This window comes from Candidatus Izemoplasmatales bacterium (assembly GCA_041649275.1).
GTDB lineage: Bacteria > Bacillota_I > Bacilli_A > Izemoplasmatales > Hujiaoplasmataceae > UBA12489.
In genome coordinates this window covers 385654-407427 of the sequence record JBAZNL010000001.1, presented here as the reverse complement: position 1 = coordinate 407427, position 21774 = coordinate 385654, and the positions used below count along the sequence as shown (strand labels likewise).

Genomic DNA, 21774 nt, shown 5'->3' with positions numbered 1-21774 from the left:
TTCGATTTACAAAACCGCCGATTTGCGATAGAATACCATCAAACCGTATAAGTCCGGCGATAAGGGCCGGACGTCTCTACGCCTCACCGCAAATGCAGGCACTACGGCATCCGGACGGAATCCTTTCCGCACCCCCGGCATGCGTCGCGCCGACGCATGCCTTTCTTTTTATCCAAGATTCATCCAAGGGGGAAACGACATGATCCAGACATCCGAAGTACGCACCGGACTGACCTTCGACGACATCCTGCTGATCCCGCAGAAATCCGAAGTTCTTCCCGCCGACGTCTCGCTCAAGACCAGGCTGACGAACCGGATCGCGCTCAACATCCCGATCCTGTCGGCGGCGATGGATACCGTCACGGAATACGAGATGGCGATCGCGATGGCACGCGAGGGCGGGCTCGGGTTCATCCACAAGAACATGTCCGCCAAGGAGCAGGCCCGTCAGGTGGACCTCGTCAAACGATCGGAGTCCGGCATGATCATCGACCCCATCACCCTCTCCCCGGACAAGACGACGCGCGAGGCGGAAGCGATGCTCCGCAACTACAAGATCGGCGGCCTGCCCGTCGTCGACGAAAACGGGATTCTGCTCGGGATCGTCACGAACCGCGACCTCAAGTACCTCAAGGTCGACGACACGCCGGTCGCTGAAATCATGACCAAGGAGAAACTGGTGACGGCGAAGGTCGGAACCAGCCTCGAAGAGGCGAAGGCGATTCTCTGGAAGCATCGCATCGAGAAACTGCCGATCGTCGACGACCGCTTCCGTCTCATGGGCCTCATCACGTCGAAGGACATCGACAACGTCATCAACTATCCCAACGCCTGCAAGGACGAGAAGGGACGGCTCCGCGTCGGTGCCGCCGTCGGCGTGTCCGGCGACGTGATGGCGCGCGTCGACCTGCTCGTCGCCGCCGGGGTCGACGCGATCACCGTCGATTCCGCCCACGGACACTCGGCGAACGTCGTCGGGCTCGTCCGGAAGATCCGCGTGGCCTATCCCACGCTCTCCCTGATCGCCGGCAACGTCGTCACCGCCGAGGGCGCGCAGGCGCTCGTCGAGGCGGGCGTCGACTGCGTCAAGGTCGGCATCGGGCCCGGATCCATCTGCACGACGCGCGTCGTCGCCGGCGTCGGCGTTCCGCAGATCACCGCGATCCAGGATGTCGCCGCCTACTGCCGTCCGCGCGGCGTGCCGCTGATCGCCGACGGCGGAATCAAGTTTTCCGGCGACATCGTCAAGGCGATCGCGGCCGGCGCCGACACCGTCATGCTCGGATCGCTGCTCGCCGGATGCAGGGAATCTCCGGGCGAGGAAGTCATCTATCAGGGTCGCCGCTTCAAGGTCTACGTCGGGATGGGGTCGCTCGCAGCCATGCGTCGCGGTTCGTCCGACCGCTATTTCCAGGAAAAGGTATCGGAAGCCAAGAAACTCGTCCCGGAAGGCATCGAGGGACGCGTCGCCTACAAGGGCGATCTCGCCGACACGATCTACCAGTTGTGCGGCGGCTTGCGTTCCGGCATGGGCTATTGCGGCACGCCGTCGATCGCCAGTCTCCAGACGGATGCGAAATTCATCCGGATCACGAGCGCCGGCCTGCAGGAAAGCCACCCCCACGACGTCGAGATCACCCAGGAAGCGCCGAACTACTCGCGCCAGTGAACGACATGGGACATGACCGCCTCGTCGTGCTCGATTTCGGGAGCCAGTACAACCAGCTGATCGTCCGCCGCATCCGCGAACTCGGCGTCTACGCCGAACTCCATCCGTACGACGTCCCCGCCGCGGCTCTGAAGGCGATGCCTGGGTTGAAGGGGATCGTGCTTTCGGGCGGGCCGCGATCGGTCTACGAGCAAAACGCGTTTCGCTGCGATCCGGATCTCTTCACCCTCGGCGTGCCCGTCCTGGGCATCTGTTACGGGATGCAGCTGATCGCCGACGTCTTCGGCGGTCGGGTCCACCCCTCGGGAGCGAAGGAGTACGGACGGAAGGAACTCCGCGTCCTGCGCAAGGGCGCGCTGTTCGTCGGCCTTCCGGAACGCCAGAGCGTCTGGATGAGCCATGGCGACGAGGTCGCCGCCTTGCCTCCCGGGTTCGCGCTCGACGCCGTCTCCGAATCGGGAACCCCGGCCGCCGTCTCCGATGAAGCACGAAACGTCTATGGCGTCCAGTTTCATCCCGAGGTCCGGCATACCGACCATGGGATGGCCGTCCTGCGGAACTTCGTCTTCGGCGTCTGCCGCGCGGAAGCCGGATGGACGATGGCGGCCTTCGCCGCCGAATCGATCGCCGCGATCCGTCTCAAGACGGCCGGCGAACGGGTTCTCATGGGCATTTCGGGAGGGGTCGATTCCTCGGTGGCGGCGGTCCTGATCCATCGCGCGATCGGTTCCTCGCTCACCTGCGTCTTCGTCGATCACGGCCTCCTCCGCAAGGGCGAGAGCGACGAGGTCATGTCCACTTTCCGCGACTCCTACGGCATCGACGTCGTCCGCGTCGACGCATCCGACCGCTTCCTCGAGAAGCTCGCCGGCGTCGTCGATCCCGAGCGGAAACGCAAGATCATCGGCGCCGAGTTCGTGCGCGTCTTCGAAGCCGCGGCCGCGGCGGCGGGTGACTTCGCCTTCCTCGGCCAGGGAACCCTCTACACCGACGTGATCGAATCGGGAACGAAGACGGCCCAGACGATCAAGTCGCACCATAACGTGGGCGGATTGCCGGAAGGCATGAAGTTTATGCTGCTCGAGCCGCTCGACCGGCTCTTCAAGGACGAGGTCCGGGCGCTCGGACGCGAGCTCGGAATCGCCGAGAAGATCGTCGCCCGCCAGCCGTTCCCCGGTCCGGGACTCGCGATCCGGATCGTCGGCGCAATCACCCCGGAAAAGCTCCGGATCGTGCGCGACAGCGACGCGATCCTCCGCGAAGAATTCCGGAACGCCGGACTCGACGCGTCCGTCTGGCAGTATTTCACCGCCCTTCCCGGGGTCCGCTCCGTCGGTGTCATGGGCGACCAGCGGACCTATTCCGATGCCGTCGCGATCCGCGCCGTGACGAGCGCGGACGGGATGACTGCCGACTGGGCGAGGATTCCCTACGAGGTTCTCGAACTGGTCAGCCGTCGGATCGTGAACGAGGTCGGAGGCGTCAACCGCGTGTTCTACGACATCACCTCGAAGCCGCCGGCAACGATCGAATACGAATGAAAGAACCGGGAAACGATCCCGGTCCACGATGAAAAACGGGCACACCCGGTCAATCCCGGCGTGTGCCCGTTCTGATGATGGGGTAATAGGATCTGCGGCTGCGGAAGTCGGGATGGGCGACGAGGTATTCGACGACGATGTCCGCGGTCGAACTCGTGATCTCCTTCAGCAGCTTCGCATCCTTGAACATCGCGTATTGCCCGCCCCCGCCGGCGCGGTAGTTGTTCAGGGCGATCGTGAAGACGTCGTCGTCGCGCACCGGACGGCGCCGGTACCGGAGTTCGGAGATGCGCGATCCCTGCGGGCGGGAGACGTCGATCGTGTACGCGATGCCCGCGAAGACGTCGTAGTTGTAGTGCTCGATCTTCGGACGGAAGTGCGCGGGATTGATGACGACGTCGCCGTCCGTTCCGAGGGCGAAGTACTCCGCGGTCTTCTCGAGCGCGGCTTTCAGCCGCCGGCCGTCGATCTCGAGGACCATGAGCGAATTGGGGTAGATGAAGGTCGCGGCGATGTCGCGCATCGTGACCTTCGCCTTGAGTCCGGGCACGGCGTTGGGCAGGGACGCCGACGACAGCATCGCGCCCGAACGCCACAGTTGCGCCTGGTTCAGGAGGCGGAAGAGCGGATGGTTGTCGCGCCGGGCCGTGAACGGGTCGCGCACGACGAGACCGGTGCCGCGGAGATGGAGCAGCACGCGGTCGAGGACGACGTCGGTCTCCTTCGTCAGATCCGACAGCAGGTCCTCGATGTCCGGATCGGATTCGAAGTCCGAGAGCGAACGGGTCTCGGCTTCGCATCCGTCAAAGCGCCAGCCTCCGTCCTCTTTGGCGAAGGTCAGGGTCAGAAGCGCGAACGCGGACGCCTGGTCGGTGACCTGGACGATGCAGCGTCCGTCGACGCGGTCGATGACGTTGCGGTGCTGGTGACCGGTGAGGATGACGTCCGCACCGGCATGCTTGGCGATCTTGAATCCCTCGTTCTCCGACGTCCGCGGACCGATCGGCAATCCGGTCGGGATATCCTTCTCGATGCCGCCGTGGTAGATCGCGACGACGCAGTCGACGCCGTCGCGGATCTCGGCGACCTCGCGCCTGATCATCGCATAGGCATCCTCGAAGGCGACGCCCCGGATGTTGGACGGCTTCTCCCAGGAGGGAACCGCTTGCGTCACGGCGCCGACGAACCCGATCCTGACGCCGTTTGCAAACGTCCGCACGGCGTGCCCCGGATACAACTGCTTCCCATGAACGCGGACGTTTCCGCAGACGACCTGCGCCGAGAGATCCGACGTGTATGCGGACAGGACGTCCATCCCGTAGTTGAATTCGTGGTTTCCGATCGTGACGTAATCGTATCCGAGGCGATTGAGCACCGTCGCCACGGGACACGGACCGCGGTCGGTCTTCCCGATCCAGTGGTCGATCAGCGGAGATCCCTGGAGGATGTCGCCGCCGTCGATCAGGATCCGTTCCCCCTCGAGGCCGTCGAGGAAGTTCTTCAACCGCGAAAGCCCTTTGGACGACCGCCCGCGGGTCGCGAAATTGACCGGCGTCAGCTGTCCGTGGACGTCGGTCGTGAAAACGATGTGGATCCGTGCTGTCTCCATCGCGGTCATCTCCTTTCATCATTATACGGAATCCGCATGCGGTTTTCCATCGATTCGTCGCGTTTTCGGGTTGAAAAGCGCATTTTCCCCCTTCATTCGCGCACCGAATGGAAAACGGGACCGGTTCCGCGCGTGGCGGAGCCGGTCCCTGCGTGAGGCCGATGGAAGCCGACGTCGCTCGATCCGGATCACCCGAGACGACGCTTCAGGGCGAGGAGTTCCGCGCGCAACCCCGGCGGCAGCCGGTCGCCGTAGATCTCGTAGTACTTCTCGACGGCGTCCGCCTCCCTGCGCCAGGCGGGGACGTCCACGGACAACAGCGCCGTCATCGTTTCGGCGGATACGTCGAGTCCCGTCAGATCGAGGTCGCCGGGAAGGGGCATCCGACCGATCGGCGTCTCGACGGCCCCGGCGGTGCCTTCGGCACGTTCGAAGATCCATTTCAGGATGCGGCTGTTCTCGCCGTAGCCGGGCCACATGAAACGCCCGCCGTCGTCCTTGCGGAACCAGTTGACGTAGTAGATCCTCGGCAGGACCGCCGCGGGATGCGCCGCGCCGACCTCGAGCCAGTGGGCGAGGTAGTCGCCCGCATGATAACCGATGAACGGAAGCATCGCGAACGGGTCGCGGCGAACCTGGCCGATCTGGTCGGAAATCGTCGCGGCCGTGATCTCCGAACCCATGATCGAGCCCATGAAAATTCCATGGCTCCAACTCAGGCTCTCGTGAACGAGCGGGACGGTCGTGGGACGGCGTCCGCCGATCAGGATCGCGCTGATGGGCACGCCCTCGGGGTTCTCCCACTCGGGAGCGATCGCGGGACATTGCGAAGCCGGAGCGGTGAAGCGCGCGTTCGGGTGGGCGGCCGGATCCTTCGATCCCGGCGCCCAGTCGCGTCCCTGCCAGTCGATCAGGTGAGCGGGCGCGGCGGAGCCGATGCCTTCCCACCAGACGTCGCCGTCGTCGGTCAGAGCGACGTTGGTGAAGATCGTGTCGCGGGCGATCGTCGCCATCGCGTTGGGGTTCGTCTTCGTCGAAGTCCCGGGAGCGACACCGAAGAAGCCGGCCTCGGGGTTGACGGCATAGAGCCTGCCGTCGCGGCCGAACCGCATCCAGGCGATGTCGTCGCCGACCGTCTCGACCTTCCATCCGGGGATGGTGGGGACGAGCATCGCGAGATTGGTCTTCCCGCAGGCCGAGGGGAATGCGCCCGTGACGTAGCGTACCTTGCCTTCGGGATTCGTCAGTTTCAGGATCAGCATGTGTTCGGCGAGCCAGCCCTCGTCGCGCGCCTGGACCGAAGCGATCCGGAGCGCGAAGCACTTCTTGCCGAGGAGGGCGTTTCCGCCATAACCCGATCCGTAGGACCAGATCTGGCGATCCTCGGGGAAATGGCTGATGAACTTCTGGTCGATCGGGGCGCACGGCCAGGCCGGATCCGTTTCGCCCTTGGAGAGCGGGTAGCCGACCGAATGGAGACAGCGGACGAAATCGCCGTTGCTTCCGAGCGCCGCGAGCACGGCGTCGCCGGTCCGCGTCATGATCTGCATGTTCACGGCGACATAGGGACTGTCGGTGAGGAGGACGCCGATCTTCGCGAACGGCGAACCGATCGGTCCCATCGAGTACGGGATCACGTACATGGTCCGTCCGCGCATCGATCCCTCGTAGAGTCCGGACATGATCCGTTTGAGTCGATCCGGTTCGATCCAGTTGTTCGTCGGACCGGCGTCTTCGAGACGTCGGGAAGCGATGAACGTCCGGTTCTCGACGCGGGCGACATCGGACGGGTGGCTGCGGAAGAGGTAGCAGCCCGGCCGTTTGACCGGATCGAGGGCAATCGCCGCGCCGCTTCTTACCATCATCGAGAGCGTTTCATCGTACTGGGAGCGGGTACCGCGCCAGAGGACCACCGCATCGGGCTGGCAGTGGTCGACGTTGTGCCTGATCCATTCGTTCAGAATCGCATGGTTCGTCATGGCTTGCTCCTTTCGAGGATGTCGATAGTATCATAGCACGGAACGAAACGCATGCGTGCCGATTTCCCGAAACAGCCCGATGAAAACCACGACAATCGTCCGATTTGCCGGACGGCTGACCTCCGGTTTCATCTCGTGAGGTCAGAAAACGCTTTCTTTCCGGCCGGTTTGTGATATATAATGAGGTAGCACCCGAAAGAAGGAACGAACCGATGGACAGCAGATATGCGCTTCCCCCCTATCGCATCAAGATGATCGAACCGATCCGCCAAACGACGCGTGAAGAACGGGTCCGCAAGTTGGCGGAAGCGGGATACAACGTGTTCCAGCTGCGAAGCGAGGACGTCTTCATCGACCTTCTCACCGATTCCGGAACCGGCGCGATGAGCCATTTCCAATGGGCGGCCCTGATGATCGGCGACGAGGCCTATGCCGGATCCGCGAGTTTCTTCCGGCTCGAAGCCGTCGTCCGCGAGATCACCGGGTACCGATACGTCATGCCGGCCCACCAGGGACGCGGTGCCGAGCAGGTCGCGATTCCCGAAATGATCGCCCACCCCGGGATGGTCTTCCTCTCGAACACGCACTTCGATACGACCCGGGCCCATGTCGAGATCGCCGGAGCGAGGGCGATCGACACCGCCCTCGACGCCTGTTTCGATACGGCCCGCTATCATCCGTTCAAGGGAAACTTCGACCTCGTGAAACTGGAGGCGGAGATCCTCGCGCATGGCGCGAAGAACGTCGCCGGCGTCATCATGACGGTCACGAACAACGCCGTCGGGGGTCAACCGGTCTCGCTCGAGAACATGCGCGCCGTCTGCGACCTCTGCCGGCGGCACGGCATCCGCACGATCATCGACGGCGCCCGCTATGCGGAGAACGCCTATTTCATCAAGACCCGCGAACCCGGCTACGAGAACGTCCCGATCCGGACGATCGCGCGCGAAATGTTCGACTGCGCCGATGTCTTCCTGATGAGTTCGAAGAAGGACGGACTCGTCAACATCGGCGGCCTCATCGCGATCAAGGACGACGCGGATCTCTTCCGCCGCTGCCAGACGCGGATCGTGCCGATGGAAGGATTCCCGACGTACGGCGGTCTCGCCGGACGCGACATGGACGCCCTCGCCGTCGGCCTGAACGAAGCCCTCGAGGAGGATTATCTCCGCTATCGGATCGACGAGGTCCGCTATCTCGGCGACCGGCTGCTTGCGGCCGGCGTGCCGATCCAGGTGCCGACCGGCGGACACGCCGTGTTCGTCGACTGCGGAAAACTCTGTCCGCAGATCCCGTTCGAAGAGTATCCGGCGCTCGCGGTCACCAACGAACTCTATCTCGAAGGCGGCGTCCGCGCCGTCGAGATCGGGTCGCTCCTGCTCGGGCGCGATCCCGATTCCGGGAAGAACCGCCGGGCGGAGCTCGAGCTGATGCGACTCACGATTCCCCGCCGGACCTATACGTTCCAGCATCTCGATTACGTGGCCGACTGCCTGATCGAGGTTGCGAAACGGGCTTCCTCCCTCAAAGGCGTCGCGTTCACCTACGAATCCCCCGTACTGCGTCATTTCACCTCCCGGTTCCGTCCGGTGGTGTGATTCCGTCCGATCGCCAGAACCCAGAATCGAAGCCGCCCGCGGAAGCGACGGCTTTTTCGTTTCTTGGGGGTTCCGAATGTGGAGCGGGCGCATTGAAATGAAACCCGGATGATGTTATACTGCAAGTACGGAGACATGCCGCGATCGGCATCGTTCCGTGTTCGAAGTCGACTCCCGGTGGTGAAGGACATGAATCGGATCGCGTGCGAAGGCGTCGTCAAGAACTATGAAAACGGGAAAGTGACCGTCAACGTCCTCCGCGCCATCGACCTGACCATCGACGAAGCCGAGTTCGTCGGCATCACCGGTCCGTCCGGATCCGGCAAGACGACGCTTCTCTACGTCCTGTCGGGACTCGAACGCCCGACTTCGGGGACCGTCAGGCTCTTCGGAAAAGACACCGTCGAGTACACGGACGGCGAACTTGTCGGCCTGCGGCAGCGAAAGATCGGATTCGTCTTCCAGTTCTACAACCTGATCCCGAACCTGAAGGTGCGCGAGAACGTGGAACTCGCGGCCGTCCTCGCGGGCAACCGCAATGCCGCCCGGATCGACGCGGTCCTCGACATGGTCGGGATGCTCGATCGCAAGAACGGCTATCCGAACGAACTGTCCGGGGGAATGCAGCAGCGGGTCGCGATCGCGCGCGCCCTGGTGAACGACCCGGACGTCATCTTCGCCGACGAACCGACCGGCAATCTCGATTCCGTCAGCGCTGCCGAGGTGATGGCGATCCTCAGGGACCTTCACCGCGACCACGGAAAGACGATCGTACTCGTGACCCATGGGGAGGAATTCCTCAAGTACTGTACCCGCAACGTCCGTCTCGCCGACGGAAAGGTCGTCAGGGATGTTCGCCTCGATCGGGTTTGAACTTCGGGTCGCATGGCGGAACCTGACCCGCAACCTCGGCCGCTCCGTGGTCATTCTGTTCACGATGACGCTCATCTCGGCCCTGATGATCGCCGGCTTCACCATCGACGACACGTTCCGCCAGATCTTCACGATGGAACGTCTTGAGAAGTATCACGACGTCGATATCGTGATGACATACGACGCGAATTCGACGACGCGCATCATCAATCGTCGCACCATCGCCGAAAATTACGCCGATCTGTTCGTCTTCCAGGCATCGTTCTTCAATCTGAACGCCGGCGTCGAGATTGCGGGAAAGATGTCATATGCCCAGATCTACTCGTCCTCGATCCCCGAGATGGAACGCGTGATCGAGACCGATCTGCCGTCGATCGGGGTCGGCGAGGCGATCGTGTCGCGCAGCTTCGCGGAAGGCGAAGGACTCACGCAGGGTTCGTCCATCGACCTCTTCGTCGGCGGCACGGCCGTGCCGCATCGTGTCGTCGCAGTCGTCGACGACGTCGGGATCCTCAAGGGTGACGCCGTCTTCGTCGAAAAGGCCGCCCTGCTCGAGGCGATCTACGGCATCGCCAATCTCGGCAACCTGGGGAACACCATGTACTTCGCGCTCAAACCGGGAATCGACGCGGACGCCGCGATCGCGCTTCTGGCCGCAAACCCCGAGTACGCTTCCTTCGAATTCACCGTCGTGATGGATGAAGCGGACATTGCGCGGGGAGCCGCGTTCAACTCGTCGATCTTCATCGGCGTCGGAGCGATGGCGCTCGTCGCACTCGCGCTCGTCCTCCGTTCCGTCTTTCCGATCCTGTTTCGCGACTTCACCCAACAGTTCGGCGTTGTCAGGATCCTGGGGGGCAGCAGCCGCTTCGCCTTCCGCGTCTGGATATGGCAGTTCGCGATCCTTCTCCTGGGTGCCTGCCCGACGGGAGCCCTACTCGCCTGGTACGCGTTCAGCATCGCCGCCCCGATCGCCGGCGTCGATGGGAACATCGCCCTGAATCCCGGATTGACCGCCGCGGCGATCGCGGCCATCGTGATGTTCGTCGTGATCGAATTGTCGATCCGGTTCGTCGTCCTGCGTCGACGTTCGTCGGTTTCCCTCAGCCATGACGCGCGCGCCGAACGCGAATCCGCGGTCGTCATCCCGTTCGTCGCGGCACTGACGGTCATCGTGCTTCTTCACGCCTTCGGCTGGCATCAGTCCCCATGGGGACGACTCGCCGAAACCGCATGTATGATCGGGATCGTCTTCAGCGGATCCGGGCTGTTGCTGAAAGTCGTATCCGCCGGGTTCCGCCATCGTCCGAGCGCGTTCGGACTGTTCACCGCCCGCCATCTGGCCTCCGACCGTGTCGCCCACAATTCGCTCAAGGTCGCGATCATGGTCATCATGGCGATCGCCATCACCAGCATGCTGAATCTGTTCGTCATGATCGCGACGGATACCGTCGGCGAGCAGATCAAGGCGGACTACATCCTTGCGAACGTTTTCGATTACGATCCGTCGCTGAAGGAAGAGATCGTTCGCGAATATCAGCCGGAGACGATTTCGGAGGCGGTATTCTATTCCGGAGTCGTCCTCCATACCGGCGAGGGAGAGAAACGGTTCCGATACATCCTCTCGATGGACGGCGCCGCTCTCGACGATTATCTCGACTTCGATATCGAGGAAGCCGCCCGCATCCGTTTTTCGGATACGACGCGCCTGCAGGTTCTGCTTCCCGTATCGCTTGGGAAAGTCTATCAATTGCGGGAAGGAGATGAGGTCACGCTCGCAATCAGCAAGGATCTGCCCGCGGCGACGGCCGTCGTCGCCGGATTCATCGACACCTATTACGACGGCATCGCAATTCTGAACATCGTCTCCGTGCCGGCATACGCGGAGGTCGCGCCGATCAACGCGCTTCTCCTCAATGTCGAGGATGACGACGTGGCGGCAGCGGCGATGATCCGGACATACGCGAGCAGGATGTATTTCCTGATCGACGTCCGGGAGGTCTTCACCGAGACCGCCGACCTGTTCTTCGACGTCACGGACTATCTCACGCTGATCGGGTGGGCCGTCGTCCTTTGTTTCGCGATCGTGCTCCTGAACAACGCCATCCTCGTCTTCGATGCGACGAAGGCGGATTACGCCCGTCTGATGACCCTTGGCGCAGGCCGTTCGATCCTCCTTCGACTGTTCGCGGGAGAGGCCGCGATCCTCGCGACGATCGCGGCGATCGGATCATGGACGCTCGCCGCCTTCTTCTTTCCGATCATGCCGGAACTCATGCTTCTTGTGAACAACTACAAGGTCATTCCGTTCGACCCCACGCAGGCCGCGTTCTCGATCGGAGCCGGCATTCTCGTGTTTCTGATTGGATACGGAACATATTTCGTCAAGGTGAGACGCATGCGGATCATCGACGAAATCAAACGATATTAGGAGGTTCATATGAAAAGAAGGATTATGCTTTCGTTCGTCATGCTGCTCGCCGTCTTCGGACTCGTGGCCTGCAGGGAGACGACCACCGTCACGACCGTCGTCGACGCGACCGAACGCGTCGACGCCCCCGCCAATCTTTCCCTGAGCGCCACCGGGAAGGTCCTTTCCTGGAGCGCCGTTCCCGGCGTCACGATCTACAAGGTCTACGTCGGCGGCGTCGAGACCGCCACCGTCATGAACCGGACGACGTACGACTTCTCGGGTCTGACCGGCGACAGCCTGGTCTTCACCGTCGTCGCGGTCGGACCGAGCGGCTACGACGATTCGGTGCCGTCGGTGAGCATCGCCTATGTCGCCGATCCCGCGGCCGTGATCGCGGCGATCAACAACGTCGCCGACGCCGAAGGCATGGAACTGCCGGACGGGGTCGCCGCCGAACTGACCGCGAAGGGCATCACCGGACCGATCTTCCAGGGCGACGTGGACGCGATCCAGGCGTTTCAAACCGCCATGCAGTCCTCCGAAGGCGACATGGAGGCGATGAATCTCGCGCTCTCGACCCTGATCGACGAGGTCGACAACATCGAGGCGTACATCAGCGCCTTCCTCGTCGTCGTCCCCGACCTGATCGACGAAGAGATCGCCGTTCTCGACGAGGATCTCCTGTATTACGAATCCATGCTCGACATCTATCCCGACGACGAGGACTATCTCCAACAAGTCGATGAACTGAACGCCGAAATCGATCGGCTGAACGCGCTCAAGACGATGGTCGTCGAGAACGCCGACGACATCGTCGTCACCGTCAAGGCGGTCGCGGACTACCTGATCGACGTGCAGGGCCAGATCAGCGGGACGCTCGTCGCCGAGATCGAGGCGCTCATGGGGAACGAAAACCCGACCAGCGCCGAGATCGTCCTCGTCAAGAACGAGGTCGCGTCGCTCCTGCTCGACAACCTGCCGAGCGTGGACGACCTGACGCTCGTGTTCGACCTGCTCGCGGTCCTCGAGGACGCGATGAACGGCGACGAGACCTCGATGACGGCCGGATACGCAAACGAGTACGCGAACGAGGTCCACATCATGTTCGAGATCGTGATCCGCTTCATCCAGTCGCTCGATGCGGCCTTCATCGACGACATGATGGCGCTCGATGAAGCCACCATCACCGAAGTCGAGGCCTCGACCGAACGCGAGATCCTGTTCCTCCTCGCCTTCGCCTCCTTCAAGGACGCCAACCAGGCGCTGCTCGACAATCTCGACGGCGTCTTCACCGCCGCCCAGAAGCAGGCGGCCTTCGAGTCGATGCTCGCCTCCTTCGGCGAACTGATGCTCGCCCAAGGCGCTCCGCAGGAAGCGGTCGATGTCGTCGAGGACGTGATCCTCGATCTGACCTATGCGCTCGCCGATGCCGGCGCCACCGTCTTCGACTCGATGGCGGAGAAACTCCTCGACCATCTCGTCGCCACCGATGGTGAACTGATCCGCGCTGCCGCCATCCAATCGAACTTCCGCGAGGATCTGGACTATGAAACCTGGGAATTCGTCTACGTCAACTACTACACAGGCGAAGAGTATGCGACCTACACCGACTATCGCTACGCCCGTCAGTTGAACCAGGCGGACCTGCTTGACGCCGTGTTCGCGATGTTCGACGCCACCGTCGGCACGCTGACGGAAGCGGAATTCGCCGCCCTCGCCGACCTCGTCCTGTCGATGATCCCGGAGGAGACCCTCGCCGCCCAGGCGGACGTCGCGGTCACCGTCGTCGAGAACCTCGTGGCCACGGTCGACACCTCGCTCGGCGACCAGGACCAGAACGCCATCGCCGTGCTCTCGAGCCTGATCGGCTATGTGAACGACAACGACGTCTTCGGCGCCTACGGCGCACTCGTGACGCGGGTCCACAACCAGAACGTCATCGACTTCGGGGCCGACTACATGGACAACTACGAGTTCGACGAAAGCTACGGAACATACGCCACGATCATCCTCATCGCCCATCATCTCGATGCCTGGATGACGCCGACCATCGCGACCCAGATCGACGGGATCGTCGCGGAAGCCTTCGACGTCATGTCGACCGCGGACTTCCTCGCGTTGAGCGGAAAGACGATCGACGAAGTGAACGACATGGAGGCCGCGATCGTCGCGATGATCGACGACCTGGTCGCCCAGGCCGCCGTGATCGCCGACTACAACGAGAGCGCGCTGACCGCCGACCAGAAGACCGAGATCCAGGATTTCATCGCCATCATCCAGAACGCGCTGGGCGAACCGGCCAAATGAATTCACCCGCAACCGACGCCGTCCCTCCGGGGGCGGCGTTTTCCTTGAACGCCGGAAGTCGGATGCTTTTGACTTTCAGCCGCGAAGATGATATACTCATCGGTGAACGAATCACCGGAGGTTCACCATGCGTAGAACACTACCCCGCAAACTGGTCATGCTCATCATCTTCGGCTCAATGGCCGTCCTCTTCACGGCGACGATGCTTCTGATCACCTTCCTGCCCGAAAAAGTCGATTTCGAAGCGGTCGCAGATACCGTCACCACCGCCGAGGATACCGCGACCAACGTCACCGTCCTGGCCAACGACCTCGGTGCGGATCCGGCGGACATCACGATCTCCACGTTCACCCAGCCCGAGCACGGCTATGTGATCAAATATGCGCAGGGACTCCGCTATACCCCCTACACCAACTTCTTCGGAACCGACAGCTTCAGTTATACGATCCAGAATCCGGCCGGCGACACGAGTACGACGACCGTCACCGTCACCGTCACGGCGACGAACGACGATCCGAGGGCATACAACGACTACGTTGCCTGCGACCAGAACGGTTCGATCGTCATCGACGTCGCCGCCAACGATACCGACCAGGACGGCGACGATCTTGTCGTCGCCGGCTTCACCCATCCGGATCACGGAACCGTCCGGATCGACGAGGACAACCATATCGTCTATACTCCCGATCCCGATTTTGTCGGTTCCGATTCCTTCACCTACGACATCGAGGATCCCGTCGGGGCGAACGACCGCGGTCGCGTCACGGTGAGCGTCGAAGCCGTCGAATGAACCTGAACCCGAATCACCGCGCGATGATTATCGCGCGGTTTTTTTACGATCGGGGGAAGGGTGCGCGGGAATGTCGTCGGGACGCCTTGCGCGAACGGGCCGTTTATGATAATAATAGTTCTATGAAAACATGCGCCGCGACATTCCGATCGCGGCGAGGGGGAGAATCCATGAAAAAGATCTTAGCAATCGTCGTCGCCGTCCTCGGCATCCTCGTCGTCACCGTCGCGATCACCCTGATCACCGGCTACAACGGACTCGTGGAGAGCGAGGCCAAGATCCACGCGAATGAGTCGCAGATCGAGATCCGGCTGCAGGAGCGCCACGACATGCTCGGTCAGCTGATCGCCGCCGTCGGCGGCCTGCAGGAACACGAGCAGGCGATCTACGACGCGATCGTCTCCGCCCGCGGGCTCTACGACAACGCCGTCGAGTCGGGCGATCCCGACGCCGTGATCGCCGCCGACGCCGCCGAAGCCCAGGCCCTTTCCGACTTCCTCGCCTATGTCGTCGTCGAGGACAATCCCGAACTCACGGTCGACGATGCCTATTACGAACTGATGGATGCGATCGAGCTCACCGAAGGCATGCTGGCGGTAGCGCGGTACGACTACAACCAATCCGTCCTCGCCTACAACGTCGACGTGCGGAAATTCCCGAAGGTGCTGTACGCGTCGATGTTCGGATTCGCGGGATCCTACGAATACTGGAAGATGAACGGCGGCGCGGATGAGATTCCCGTCGTCGACTTCGAATGAATCGAATCAAGAGCGTCGTCTTTCTCGTCCTGATCGCCGTCGGGATCGTCTACCTGGTCGGATCATGCTCGAAGGACGAGTATCCCCGGCCGACGGCGGCCTATTATCTGAACGATTACGCCGACGCCCTTTCCGGAGCCGCCGAACTCTACATCGTGAACGAAGGCGAGGACCTCTACGAAGACACGCTCGACCTCACCGACGGCGGCGCCCAGATCGTCGTCGCGACCTTCCTTCTCGAGGAGGGACAATCGGCCGCCGACTACGATCGGACCGAGATCCTGCGCCAGTGGAAGATCGGCAAGAACGACATGGGCATCCTGATCCTGCTCCTCTATGAGGAGGGGGATCTTTCTCCGGTCCTCGTCGACGCCCAGATCGAGGCGGGCTATCACGTCGAGGCTTATCCGTTCGCCTACGACCTGAACGACTACCTCGACGCCGCGGACCTGTTCGAGGAGGAGATCGGCGCCTTCGAGACCGAGAAGCGGATCATGCAGGTCTACTTCAGCGTCCTCGAAGGGCTGTATCGCGACGTCTACGACACCGAATTGATCTGGGATCTCGACGACTACGACGTCGATTACGAAGTCTACTTTTCCTACGAAACCGTGGATTCCTCGCTCCCGATGAGCATCATCGCCTACCTGTTCTCGCCCTATCTCGACTGGGGATCGACGATCGGTTCGATCGCCGTCGCGGTCATCTGCTTCGGACTGCTGGGCGGCTTCGTCAAGAACATCGGCGGCGGCGGATCGTCGGGCGGCTTCGGTTTCCGCCGGCGGCGCTGATCCGCATCCATGAAAAAAGACCCTGTCGCATCGATCCGTGAGGATCGGGCGGCGGGGTCTTTGCGTCTCGTCGGATCAGGCGTCGATGCCGAGCACCATCTTGACGAGATACCCGACGAAGAAGGAGAACGCGGCGACGCCGAGCGAGATCGCGGCCATCGAGAAGAAACGCTGCTTGAAGTTGTAGTCCTTCGCGACGGAGATGTAGAAATTGAATGCGAAGATGATCAGAACCGCGGACAGGAGCATCACGCCGAGCGCGAGGAACGGGCTGAGCAGCAGGTACGGCGTGATCAGGATCGCGACGGTGATGATGTAGGCGACGCCGGTATAGATCGCCGACTTGAGCGCGTTCGGCTGGTTGTCGGCCTTCGAGGAGAGGTATTCGCTGGCTGCCATCGAGAAGCTCGCCGCGATGCCGGTGACGAGTCCGGAAAGGCTGATCAGCTGCGGCTGGCTCGAAAGCGCGAGCGTCAGGCCGGCGAGGGCGCCGGTCAATTCGACGAGCGCGTCGTTGAGGCCGAGGACCATCGAGCCGACGTAGTTGAGCCGTTCTTCGTCGAGCATGTTGATGAGGTCGTTCTCGTGGGCGTCCTCCTCTTGCGCGATGTGGGCGGCCTCGGGGACGTACCTGGCGATCTCGTCGTAGGCGACTTTCGCCCTTCCTTCGCCCTTTTCCATCATCTTCAGGGCGAACGTGTAGCCGAGCGTCCGGGCCAGAAAGGTGTACCAGCGGACGCGGCGTTTGTTCGGAACGGCTGGTTCCCCCAGAACCTTCGTCCAGATCTCGTAATGCGCCTTTTCCTGAGCGGCGATGTTCAAGAGGACTTCCTTGTTGTGGGGATCCTTCATCCGGTTGGCGATGTTCATGTAGACGTGGTGTTCGGTGATTTCACCCTTCTGGAAGAACTTCAGGGTCTTTCTGACGTTGTCGGGCATCTGGTTCATGGTTTCCTCCCTCGTGACGAATCGATTGACGGCATCATTATATCACGACGTCTTTTGAAATCAAACGGCCGCGGATGATTTGCGGGCCCTTCTCCAGTCGGATTTCGCGAGATCGGACAGAATCGAAATGTGGATCGCCGCGGCGACGGCCGCGAAGACGAAGGCCAGAAGGTTGATGACGGGATTGTATACTGTCACGGGGAACCGTTCGACGAGAATCGCGTGGAGGAGTCTTTGAACGATGACGATCGCGGCGATCGCGAGTTCGCGCCTCCCGCCCTTGATCGAGCGCGCGAGCAGGTACGCTCCGACCCCCGCCGGGAGGAGGATCGTGGTGACGAGCGTCATGGTACTGATCGCCGACGAGAACGGGGGGTACCAGGCATCCGATCCGACATTGAGCGAATAGTGGAGGATCGACGCGATCGAGGAAGTCAGGCCGAATGCCGTCGGCAGGATCGACAGGACGACGAAAAGGATGATCGCGTATCGCGGGATGTCCCCCGTCCGTCCCAGATCGACGGCGATCCAGACCGTACGGATGACCGCGAGCAGGATGGAGACGAAGGACAGGATCGACATGACGGAGAGGATCAGGATCAGGACGTACGACGGATTCGTCCGCGGCATCGCCAGGGTGACGATCGTCGAGACGAGATAGACGACGATGTGGAGAATCCAGGTTGCGATTCCGAATGTCATGACGCCGCCGCCAAGCAACGGCTGTCGGGCTTCCTGTTTCAAAGTTGCGTCGTTGTACGTGATGTCCATGAGTCGGCCTCCATGAGGGAACCTCGATTAAGCATGATTCCATCATAGAGTAAACGCCGGTGAATGTCAATGCCATTATAGGCCATAATCCCGACCGAAGAACCCATCCTTGCGGTGAATCCTGTTGAAAACATCACACCCAAGTTATATATTATGTATAACGCTTTCATCCGATTCGTCAATTTCACTTCCGATCCGCTGACCCATTTTGCGGAGAAAATGTGAAAAATGACGATTTGAACTTCGAACCAAGTCAATCGGTGAATTCGTATGATATAATCTGCACAGACAAGGACGGGTCGAACGATGACATTCAAAGAACGGATCCTGCATCAACTGCTCGCGGCGTATTACCGCCCCCGCTATCGATTCCAATACAGGTTCACCGATTTCGATCCCAAGCGTCAGGATCCGTACATCCTTGTAGGGAACCACACCTGTCTGCTCGATGGGCAGTTTCACAGCATGCCGCTCGACAAGTACCCGTATCCCGTCATCAATTCGTTCGTCTTCTCGAACGGGTTCATGAACTTCGTGTTGAGGAAACTGATTACATCGATTCCGAAACGGAAGGGACAGATGGACGTCACGACCATTCGGGCGATCATGGAGACGCTCAAGAACGGCCGCGGCGTCATGATCTTTCCGGAAGGGAATTCGTCCTATTTCGGGAAAGAGAGCCCGATCATGCCGGGCACTGCGAAATTTCTGAAGAAGATGAAGAAGGACGTCGTCTTCTGCAAGACGCAGGGCGGCTATCTGAGTCGCCCGCGATGGTCGGACAAGGGGATTCCGAATGGGCTGTTCGACGTCCATTACTATACGCTCTTCACCTCCGACCAGCTCGAGACGATGACCGTCGAGGAGATCGACGTCCGGCTCGCCGAGGAGATGCGCTTTAACGATTTCGACTGGAATCGCGAGCAGCGCCATCGCTATGTCGGCAAGCATCGCGCCGTCGGCGTCGAACGGTTCGTCTACGTCTGCCCGAAATGCGGCGGGTGGCAGACGCTTTCCGGACGCGGCTCCGCCATCCATTGCGCCAAATGCGGCGAAATCGCCCGCTTCAACGAGTACAGCCTGATCGAAGGGCTGCCGTTCGACAATCTCGTCGACTGGGACCGTCTTCAGAAAACGAAGCTTCCCGAGATCGTCAAGACCCAGCTTCGCTCTTCGGGAGAGATGTACGACGTGGATACGGCCACCTACCGGAAGAAGTCGCTCGGCAGGATGTCGGTTTCGCTTTGGAACAACATCCTCCGCATCTGGAACAAGCGCCGCCGCTACGACATCCCGCTCGCCGAGATCGCCGGACTGGTCCTGACCCGAAAGGACGAACTGTCCTTCGACGTCGGCGAGAAGACCTACTTCTTCAAGTTCAAGGATCCGATGCTTTTCCTCGACGCCATCAATCTACTCAAAGGAGCCGCGTGACATGGACAAATGGAACGTTCTGATTTACCTGATTCTGATCGGCATTCTGCTTTTCGTCGGCAAGATCGTCAAGACGAAGGTTCCCGTCATCAACAAGATCGTCCTTCCGACGGCCCTCATGGGCGGCATCATCGGCCTCGCGGTCTCGCTCATCGTGAACGCGATCTGGCCGTCGGTCAATCTGATCAACACCGACGTGATGGAGGCGATCGTGTATCACGCCCTCGCGCTCGGCTTCATCTCGCTCTCGCTCAAAAAACCCGACAAGAAGAACGAGCAGAAGCGCAAGCTCTGGTCGACGGGCATGATCATCACCAGCACCTACGCCCTTCAGGGATTCCTCGGCGTGCTTCTGGTGATGCTCTTCTGGGGGGACAAGTTCATCGGCTCCGGCATCCTTCTCGCCCTCGGCTTCGGCCAGGGACCCGGACTCGCGATCAGCTTCGGCAACATGTGGAACGACTTCCTCGGCGGCAACGGCGCCTCGCTCGGCGCCTCGTACGCCTTCCTCGGCTTCCTCTGGGGCGGCATCGTCGGCGTCGTCGCGATCAATCTCCTCGCCCGCAGAAAAGGGTTCGTCAAACCCACCCAATATGACGACAGGTCGGTCCAGAAGACGACGATCGAGATCGATACCGTGAAGGAAGTCAGCACTCTCGACGGCCTGACCGTGCAGATCGTCATCATCTCGATCATCTACGGTCTCGTCTGGCTCACCCTGTACGTGTTCAACCTGATCCTGAAACCCGAACTGGGCGGCATCGGCAGAACCGTCTACAACCTGATGGAGGGCTTCAACTTCATCATCGGCATCGGCTATGCGGTCCTGTACCGCCTGATCCTCAAGGCGGTCCAGAAGAAGCGTCCGCAGGTCGATCTGATCACGAACAACTATCTGCTTTCCAACATCAGCTCCACCTGCTTCAACTACATGATCGCCGGATCGGTGCTCACGATCACCGCGAGCTTCCTCTCCGAGTACGGCTGGCTTTTACTCGTCGTCACGACGATCGGCGGCATCACCACGTTCTTCTACACCCGGTTCATCACGAACCGCGTCTACACCCAGCACAAGGACGAGTACTTCATCGCCCTGTACGGGATGCTGACGGGCGTCGCGTCGACCGGCATCGCCCTGCTGAAGGGCCTCGACCGAAACCTCGAGACCCCGGTCGCCGAGGAGCTCGTGCTCGGATCAGGGACCGCGATCACGATCGCCCTCCCGCTGTTCGCGATCCTGATGGTGCCGCAGATGGGGTACGGTACCGCGAACGAAGTGCTCTACAACTGGATCACGCTGCTCGGCTGTCTTGGCTATTCGCTCGTGGTGTTCGTCATCCTGATGATCCGTTCGCGCAAGAAAGTCGCCTATAAGAACCAATGAACCGAGTCGGGCCATGCGCCCGACTCTTTTTTTGAGGGTTGTTTTTGCGGACGGTTGGCGGTATAATGGCGGTTGCATGTATTTCAATCTTGGAGGATCGTCATGGTTTTCGACTTTTTGGGGCTTGAGAACGCCTCGCCCGAGGTCTTCGGACCGAAACACATCACCGGCATGCTCGTCGCCTTCGCCGTCATCGCCGCGCTTCTCGTCCTGCTCTTCACCGTCTTCCGGAAACACGATCACGGTCGGGTGCTGAAGATCACCGCGATCTTCCTTCTGTTCCTGGAAGCCTGCAAGTACACCTATGCCTTCGTCGTCTACGGGTATTTCCCGCTCCACTTCATTCCGATGCAGCTGTGCAGCTTTTCGCTGTATCTGATGCCGATCATCGCTTTTTCGAAGGGAACGGTCCGTCGGTTCTTCCTGCCGACGACCTTCGCCGTCAGTCTGCTCGCCGGATTGATTACGCTCGCCTATCCCGCGACCGTACTCGGAGGCCCATATGGCTGGGAGATGATCACCGAGAACATCCTGCCCTACATCAGCTTCGCCTATCATGGCACGATGATCTTCTTCTCGCTTTACCTGCTGTTCTCCCGCGAGTACCAGCCGGAAGCGAAAGACTATCCGATCGCCTACGGCACGCTGATCAGTTTCGGGCTGATGGCGATCGTCACGAACGCCATGTTCGACACCGACATGATGTTCCTGAACACCGGGAACGGCAGTCCGTTCCAGTTCATTCTGACCGACATGGGCAGAGGCGTGTACATGGTCTTCATGTTCGCGATCGCCGCCATCCTGCTCCTGTTCCCGTTTTTGCCGTCGCTGATCCGCAAGGCGTTCGCCGCCGGCAGAGTCCAAACGAAAGCAACCGCCAAAGATTAGTCCTTCGGGACTGATTTTTTT

General features: G+C 61.1%; 16 protein-coding genes and 1 riboswitch. Of the genes, 12 read left to right on the top strand and 4 right to left on the bottom strand.

The window, feature by feature from the left end; genetic code table 11:
* Positions 1–23: 23 nt before the first annotated feature.
* Positions 24–124: riboswitch (purine riboswitch) on the top strand.
* A 75-nt stretch (positions 125–199) separates the two neighbouring features.
* Positions 200–1669 (top strand): IMP dehydrogenase, encoded by a 1470-nt coding sequence (guaB, locus tag WC509_01880; protein ID MFA5006207.1) that lies wholly within the window; start codon positions 200–202, stop codon positions 1667–1669.
* Between the two features lie 5 nt (positions 1670–1674).
* On the top strand, positions 1675–3210 hold the full coding sequence (gene guaA, locus WC509_01875; protein MFA5006206.1) for a glutamine-hydrolyzing GMP synthase: 1536 nt from the start codon (positions 1675–1677) through the stop codon (positions 3208–3210).
* A 49-nt stretch (positions 3211–3259) separates the two neighbouring features.
* On the opposite strand, the gene WC509_01870 is transcribed toward guaA, so the two are convergent.
* Complete coding sequence (locus WC509_01870) at positions 3260–4819, bottom strand: bifunctional UDP-sugar hydrolase/5'-nucleotidase (protein ID MFA5006205.1); 1560 nt, start codon at positions 4817–4819, stop codon at positions 3260–3262.
* Positions 4820–5007: 188 nt separating this feature from the next.
* The gene (locus WC509_01865) at positions 5008–6798 is read right to left on the bottom strand and encodes a phosphoenolpyruvate carboxykinase (GTP) (protein ID MFA5006204.1); all 1791 of its coding nucleotides are present in this window, start codon (positions 6796–6798) and stop codon (positions 5008–5010) included.
* A gap of 212 nt (positions 6799–7010) precedes the next feature.
* On the opposite strand from WC509_01865, the gene WC509_01860 reads away from it, so the two are divergent.
* The 7 genes from WC509_01860 to WC509_01830 all read left to right on the top strand — a co-directional run bounded on the left by WC509_01860 (position 7011) and on the right by WC509_01830 (position 16328).
* Entirely contained in the window at positions 7011–8396 is a 1386-nt protein-coding gene (locus WC509_01860; GenBank protein MFA5006203.1) for a tryptophanase, read from the top strand.
* A 189-nt stretch (positions 8397–8585) separates the two neighbouring features.
* Entirely contained in the window at positions 8586–9269 is a 684-nt protein-coding gene (locus WC509_01855) for an ABC transporter ATP-binding protein (protein MFA5006202.1), read from the top strand.
* Complete coding sequence (locus WC509_01850) at positions 9247–11700, top strand: hypothetical protein (GenBank protein MFA5006201.1); 2454 nt, start codon at positions 9247–9249, stop codon at positions 11698–11700. Before WC509_01855 ends, WC509_01850 begins: the two co-directional genes overlap by 23 nt.
* 9 nt (positions 11701–11709) lie before the next feature.
* Entirely contained in the window at positions 11710–13989 is a 2280-nt protein-coding gene (locus tag WC509_01845) for a hypothetical protein (GenBank protein MFA5006200.1), read from the top strand.
* Positions 13990–14116: 127 nt separating this feature from the next.
* Complete coding sequence (locus tag WC509_01840) at positions 14117–14779, top strand: Ig-like domain-containing protein (GenBank protein MFA5006199.1); 663 nt, start codon at positions 14117–14119, stop codon at positions 14777–14779.
* 170 nt (positions 14780–14949) lie between these two features.
* Complete coding sequence (locus WC509_01835; protein MFA5006198.1) at positions 14950–15537, top strand: LemA family protein; 588 nt, start codon at positions 14950–14952, stop codon at positions 15535–15537.
* A complete protein-coding gene (locus WC509_01830) occupies positions 15534–16328 on the top strand; it encodes a TPM domain-containing protein (GenBank protein ID MFA5006197.1) in 795 nt (264 codons plus the stop codon). Before WC509_01835 ends, WC509_01830 begins: the two co-directional genes overlap by 4 nt.
* 75 nt (positions 16329–16403) lie before the next feature.
* Here the strand turns inward: WC509_01830 and WC509_01825 are convergent, their stop codons facing one another.
* Both WC509_01825 and WC509_01820 read right to left on the bottom strand, forming a co-directional pair.
* Positions 16404–17276: a VIT1/CCC1 transporter family protein gene (locus WC509_01825; GenBank protein ID MFA5006196.1), complete on the bottom strand. Its 873-nt coding sequence runs from the start codon at positions 17274–17276 to the stop codon at positions 16404–16406.
* A 60-nt stretch (positions 17277–17336) separates the two neighbouring features.
* On the bottom strand, positions 17337–18047 hold the full coding sequence (locus WC509_01820) for a hypothetical protein (protein MFA5006195.1): 711 nt from the start codon (positions 18045–18047) through the stop codon (positions 17337–17339).
* A gap of 306 nt (positions 18048–18353) precedes the next feature.
* Between WC509_01820 and WC509_01815 the strand changes: the two genes are divergently transcribed.
* The 3 genes from WC509_01815 to WC509_01805 all read left to right on the top strand — a co-directional run bounded on the left by WC509_01815 (position 18354) and on the right by WC509_01805 (position 21753).
* A complete protein-coding gene (locus tag WC509_01815) occupies positions 18354–19481 on the top strand; it encodes a 1-acyl-sn-glycerol-3-phosphate acyltransferase (GenBank protein ID MFA5006194.1) in 1128 nt (375 codons plus the stop codon).
* Position 19482: 1 nt separating this feature from the next.
* Entirely contained in the window at positions 19483–20865 is a 1383-nt protein-coding gene (locus tag WC509_01810; protein MFA5006193.1) for a hypothetical protein, read from the top strand.
* A 102-nt stretch (positions 20866–20967) separates the two neighbouring features.
* The gene (locus WC509_01805) at positions 20968–21753 is read left to right on the top strand and encodes a YwaF family protein (GenBank protein ID MFA5006192.1); all 786 of its coding nucleotides are present in this window, start codon (positions 20968–20970) and stop codon (positions 21751–21753) included.
* Positions 21754–21774 lie beyond the last annotated feature (21 nt).

What these genes read in the sequence shown, in the direction of transcription:
- WC509_01815 (MFA5006194.1), top strand. Translation starts at nt 18,354, where the DNA reads ATGACATTCAAAGAACGGATCCTGCATCAACTGCTCGCGGCGTATTAC.
- WC509_01840 (MFA5006199.1), top strand. Translation starts at nt 14,117, where the DNA reads ATGCGTAGAACACTACCCCGCAAACTGGTCATGCTCATCATCTTCGGC.
- WC509_01860 (MFA5006203.1), top strand. Translation starts at nt 7,011, where the DNA reads ATGGACAGCAGATATGCGCTTCCCCCCTATCGCATCAAGATGATCGAA.
- WC509_01835 (MFA5006198.1), top strand. Translation starts at nt 14,950, where the DNA reads ATGAAAAAGATCTTAGCAATCGTCGTCGCCGTCCTCGGCATCCTCGTC.
- WC509_01845 (MFA5006200.1), top strand. Translation starts at nt 11,710, where the DNA reads ATGAAAAGAAGGATTATGCTTTCGTTCGTCATGCTGCTCGCCGTCTTC.
- WC509_01825 (MFA5006196.1), bottom strand. Translation starts at nt 17,276, where the DNA reads ATGAACCAGATGCCCGACAACGTCAGAAAGACCCTGAAGTTCTTCCAG.
- WC509_01805 (MFA5006192.1), top strand. Translation starts at nt 20,968, where the DNA reads ATGGTTTTCGACTTTTTGGGGCTTGAGAACGCCTCGCCCGAGGTCTTC.
- WC509_01820 (MFA5006195.1), bottom strand. Translation starts at nt 18,047, where the DNA reads ATGGACATCACGTACAACGACGCAACTTTGAAACAGGAAGCCCGACAG.
- WC509_01870 (MFA5006205.1), bottom strand. Translation starts at nt 4,819, where the DNA reads ATGGAGACAGCACGGATCCACATCGTTTTCACGACCGACGTCCACGGA.
- WC509_01855 (MFA5006202.1), top strand. Translation starts at nt 8,586, where the DNA reads ATGAATCGGATCGCGTGCGAAGGCGTCGTCAAGAACTATGAAAACGGG.
- WC509_01810 (MFA5006193.1), top strand. Translation starts at nt 19,483, where the DNA reads ATGGACAAATGGAACGTTCTGATTTACCTGATTCTGATCGGCATTCTG.
- WC509_01830 (MFA5006197.1), top strand. Translation starts at nt 15,534, where the DNA reads ATGAATCGAATCAAGAGCGTCGTCTTTCTCGTCCTGATCGCCGTCGGG.
- guaA (MFA5006206.1), top strand. Translation starts at nt 1,675, where the DNA reads ATGGGACATGACCGCCTCGTCGTGCTCGATTTCGGGAGCCAGTACAAC.
- WC509_01865 (MFA5006204.1), bottom strand. Translation starts at nt 6,798, where the DNA reads ATGACGAACCATGCGATTCTGAACGAATGGATCAGGCACAACGTCGAC.
- guaB (MFA5006207.1), top strand. Translation starts at nt 200, where the DNA reads ATGATCCAGACATCCGAAGTACGCACCGGACTGACCTTCGACGACATC.
- WC509_01850 (MFA5006201.1), top strand. Translation starts at nt 9,247, where the DNA reads ATGTTCGCCTCGATCGGGTTTGAACTTCGGGTCGCATGGCGGAACCTG.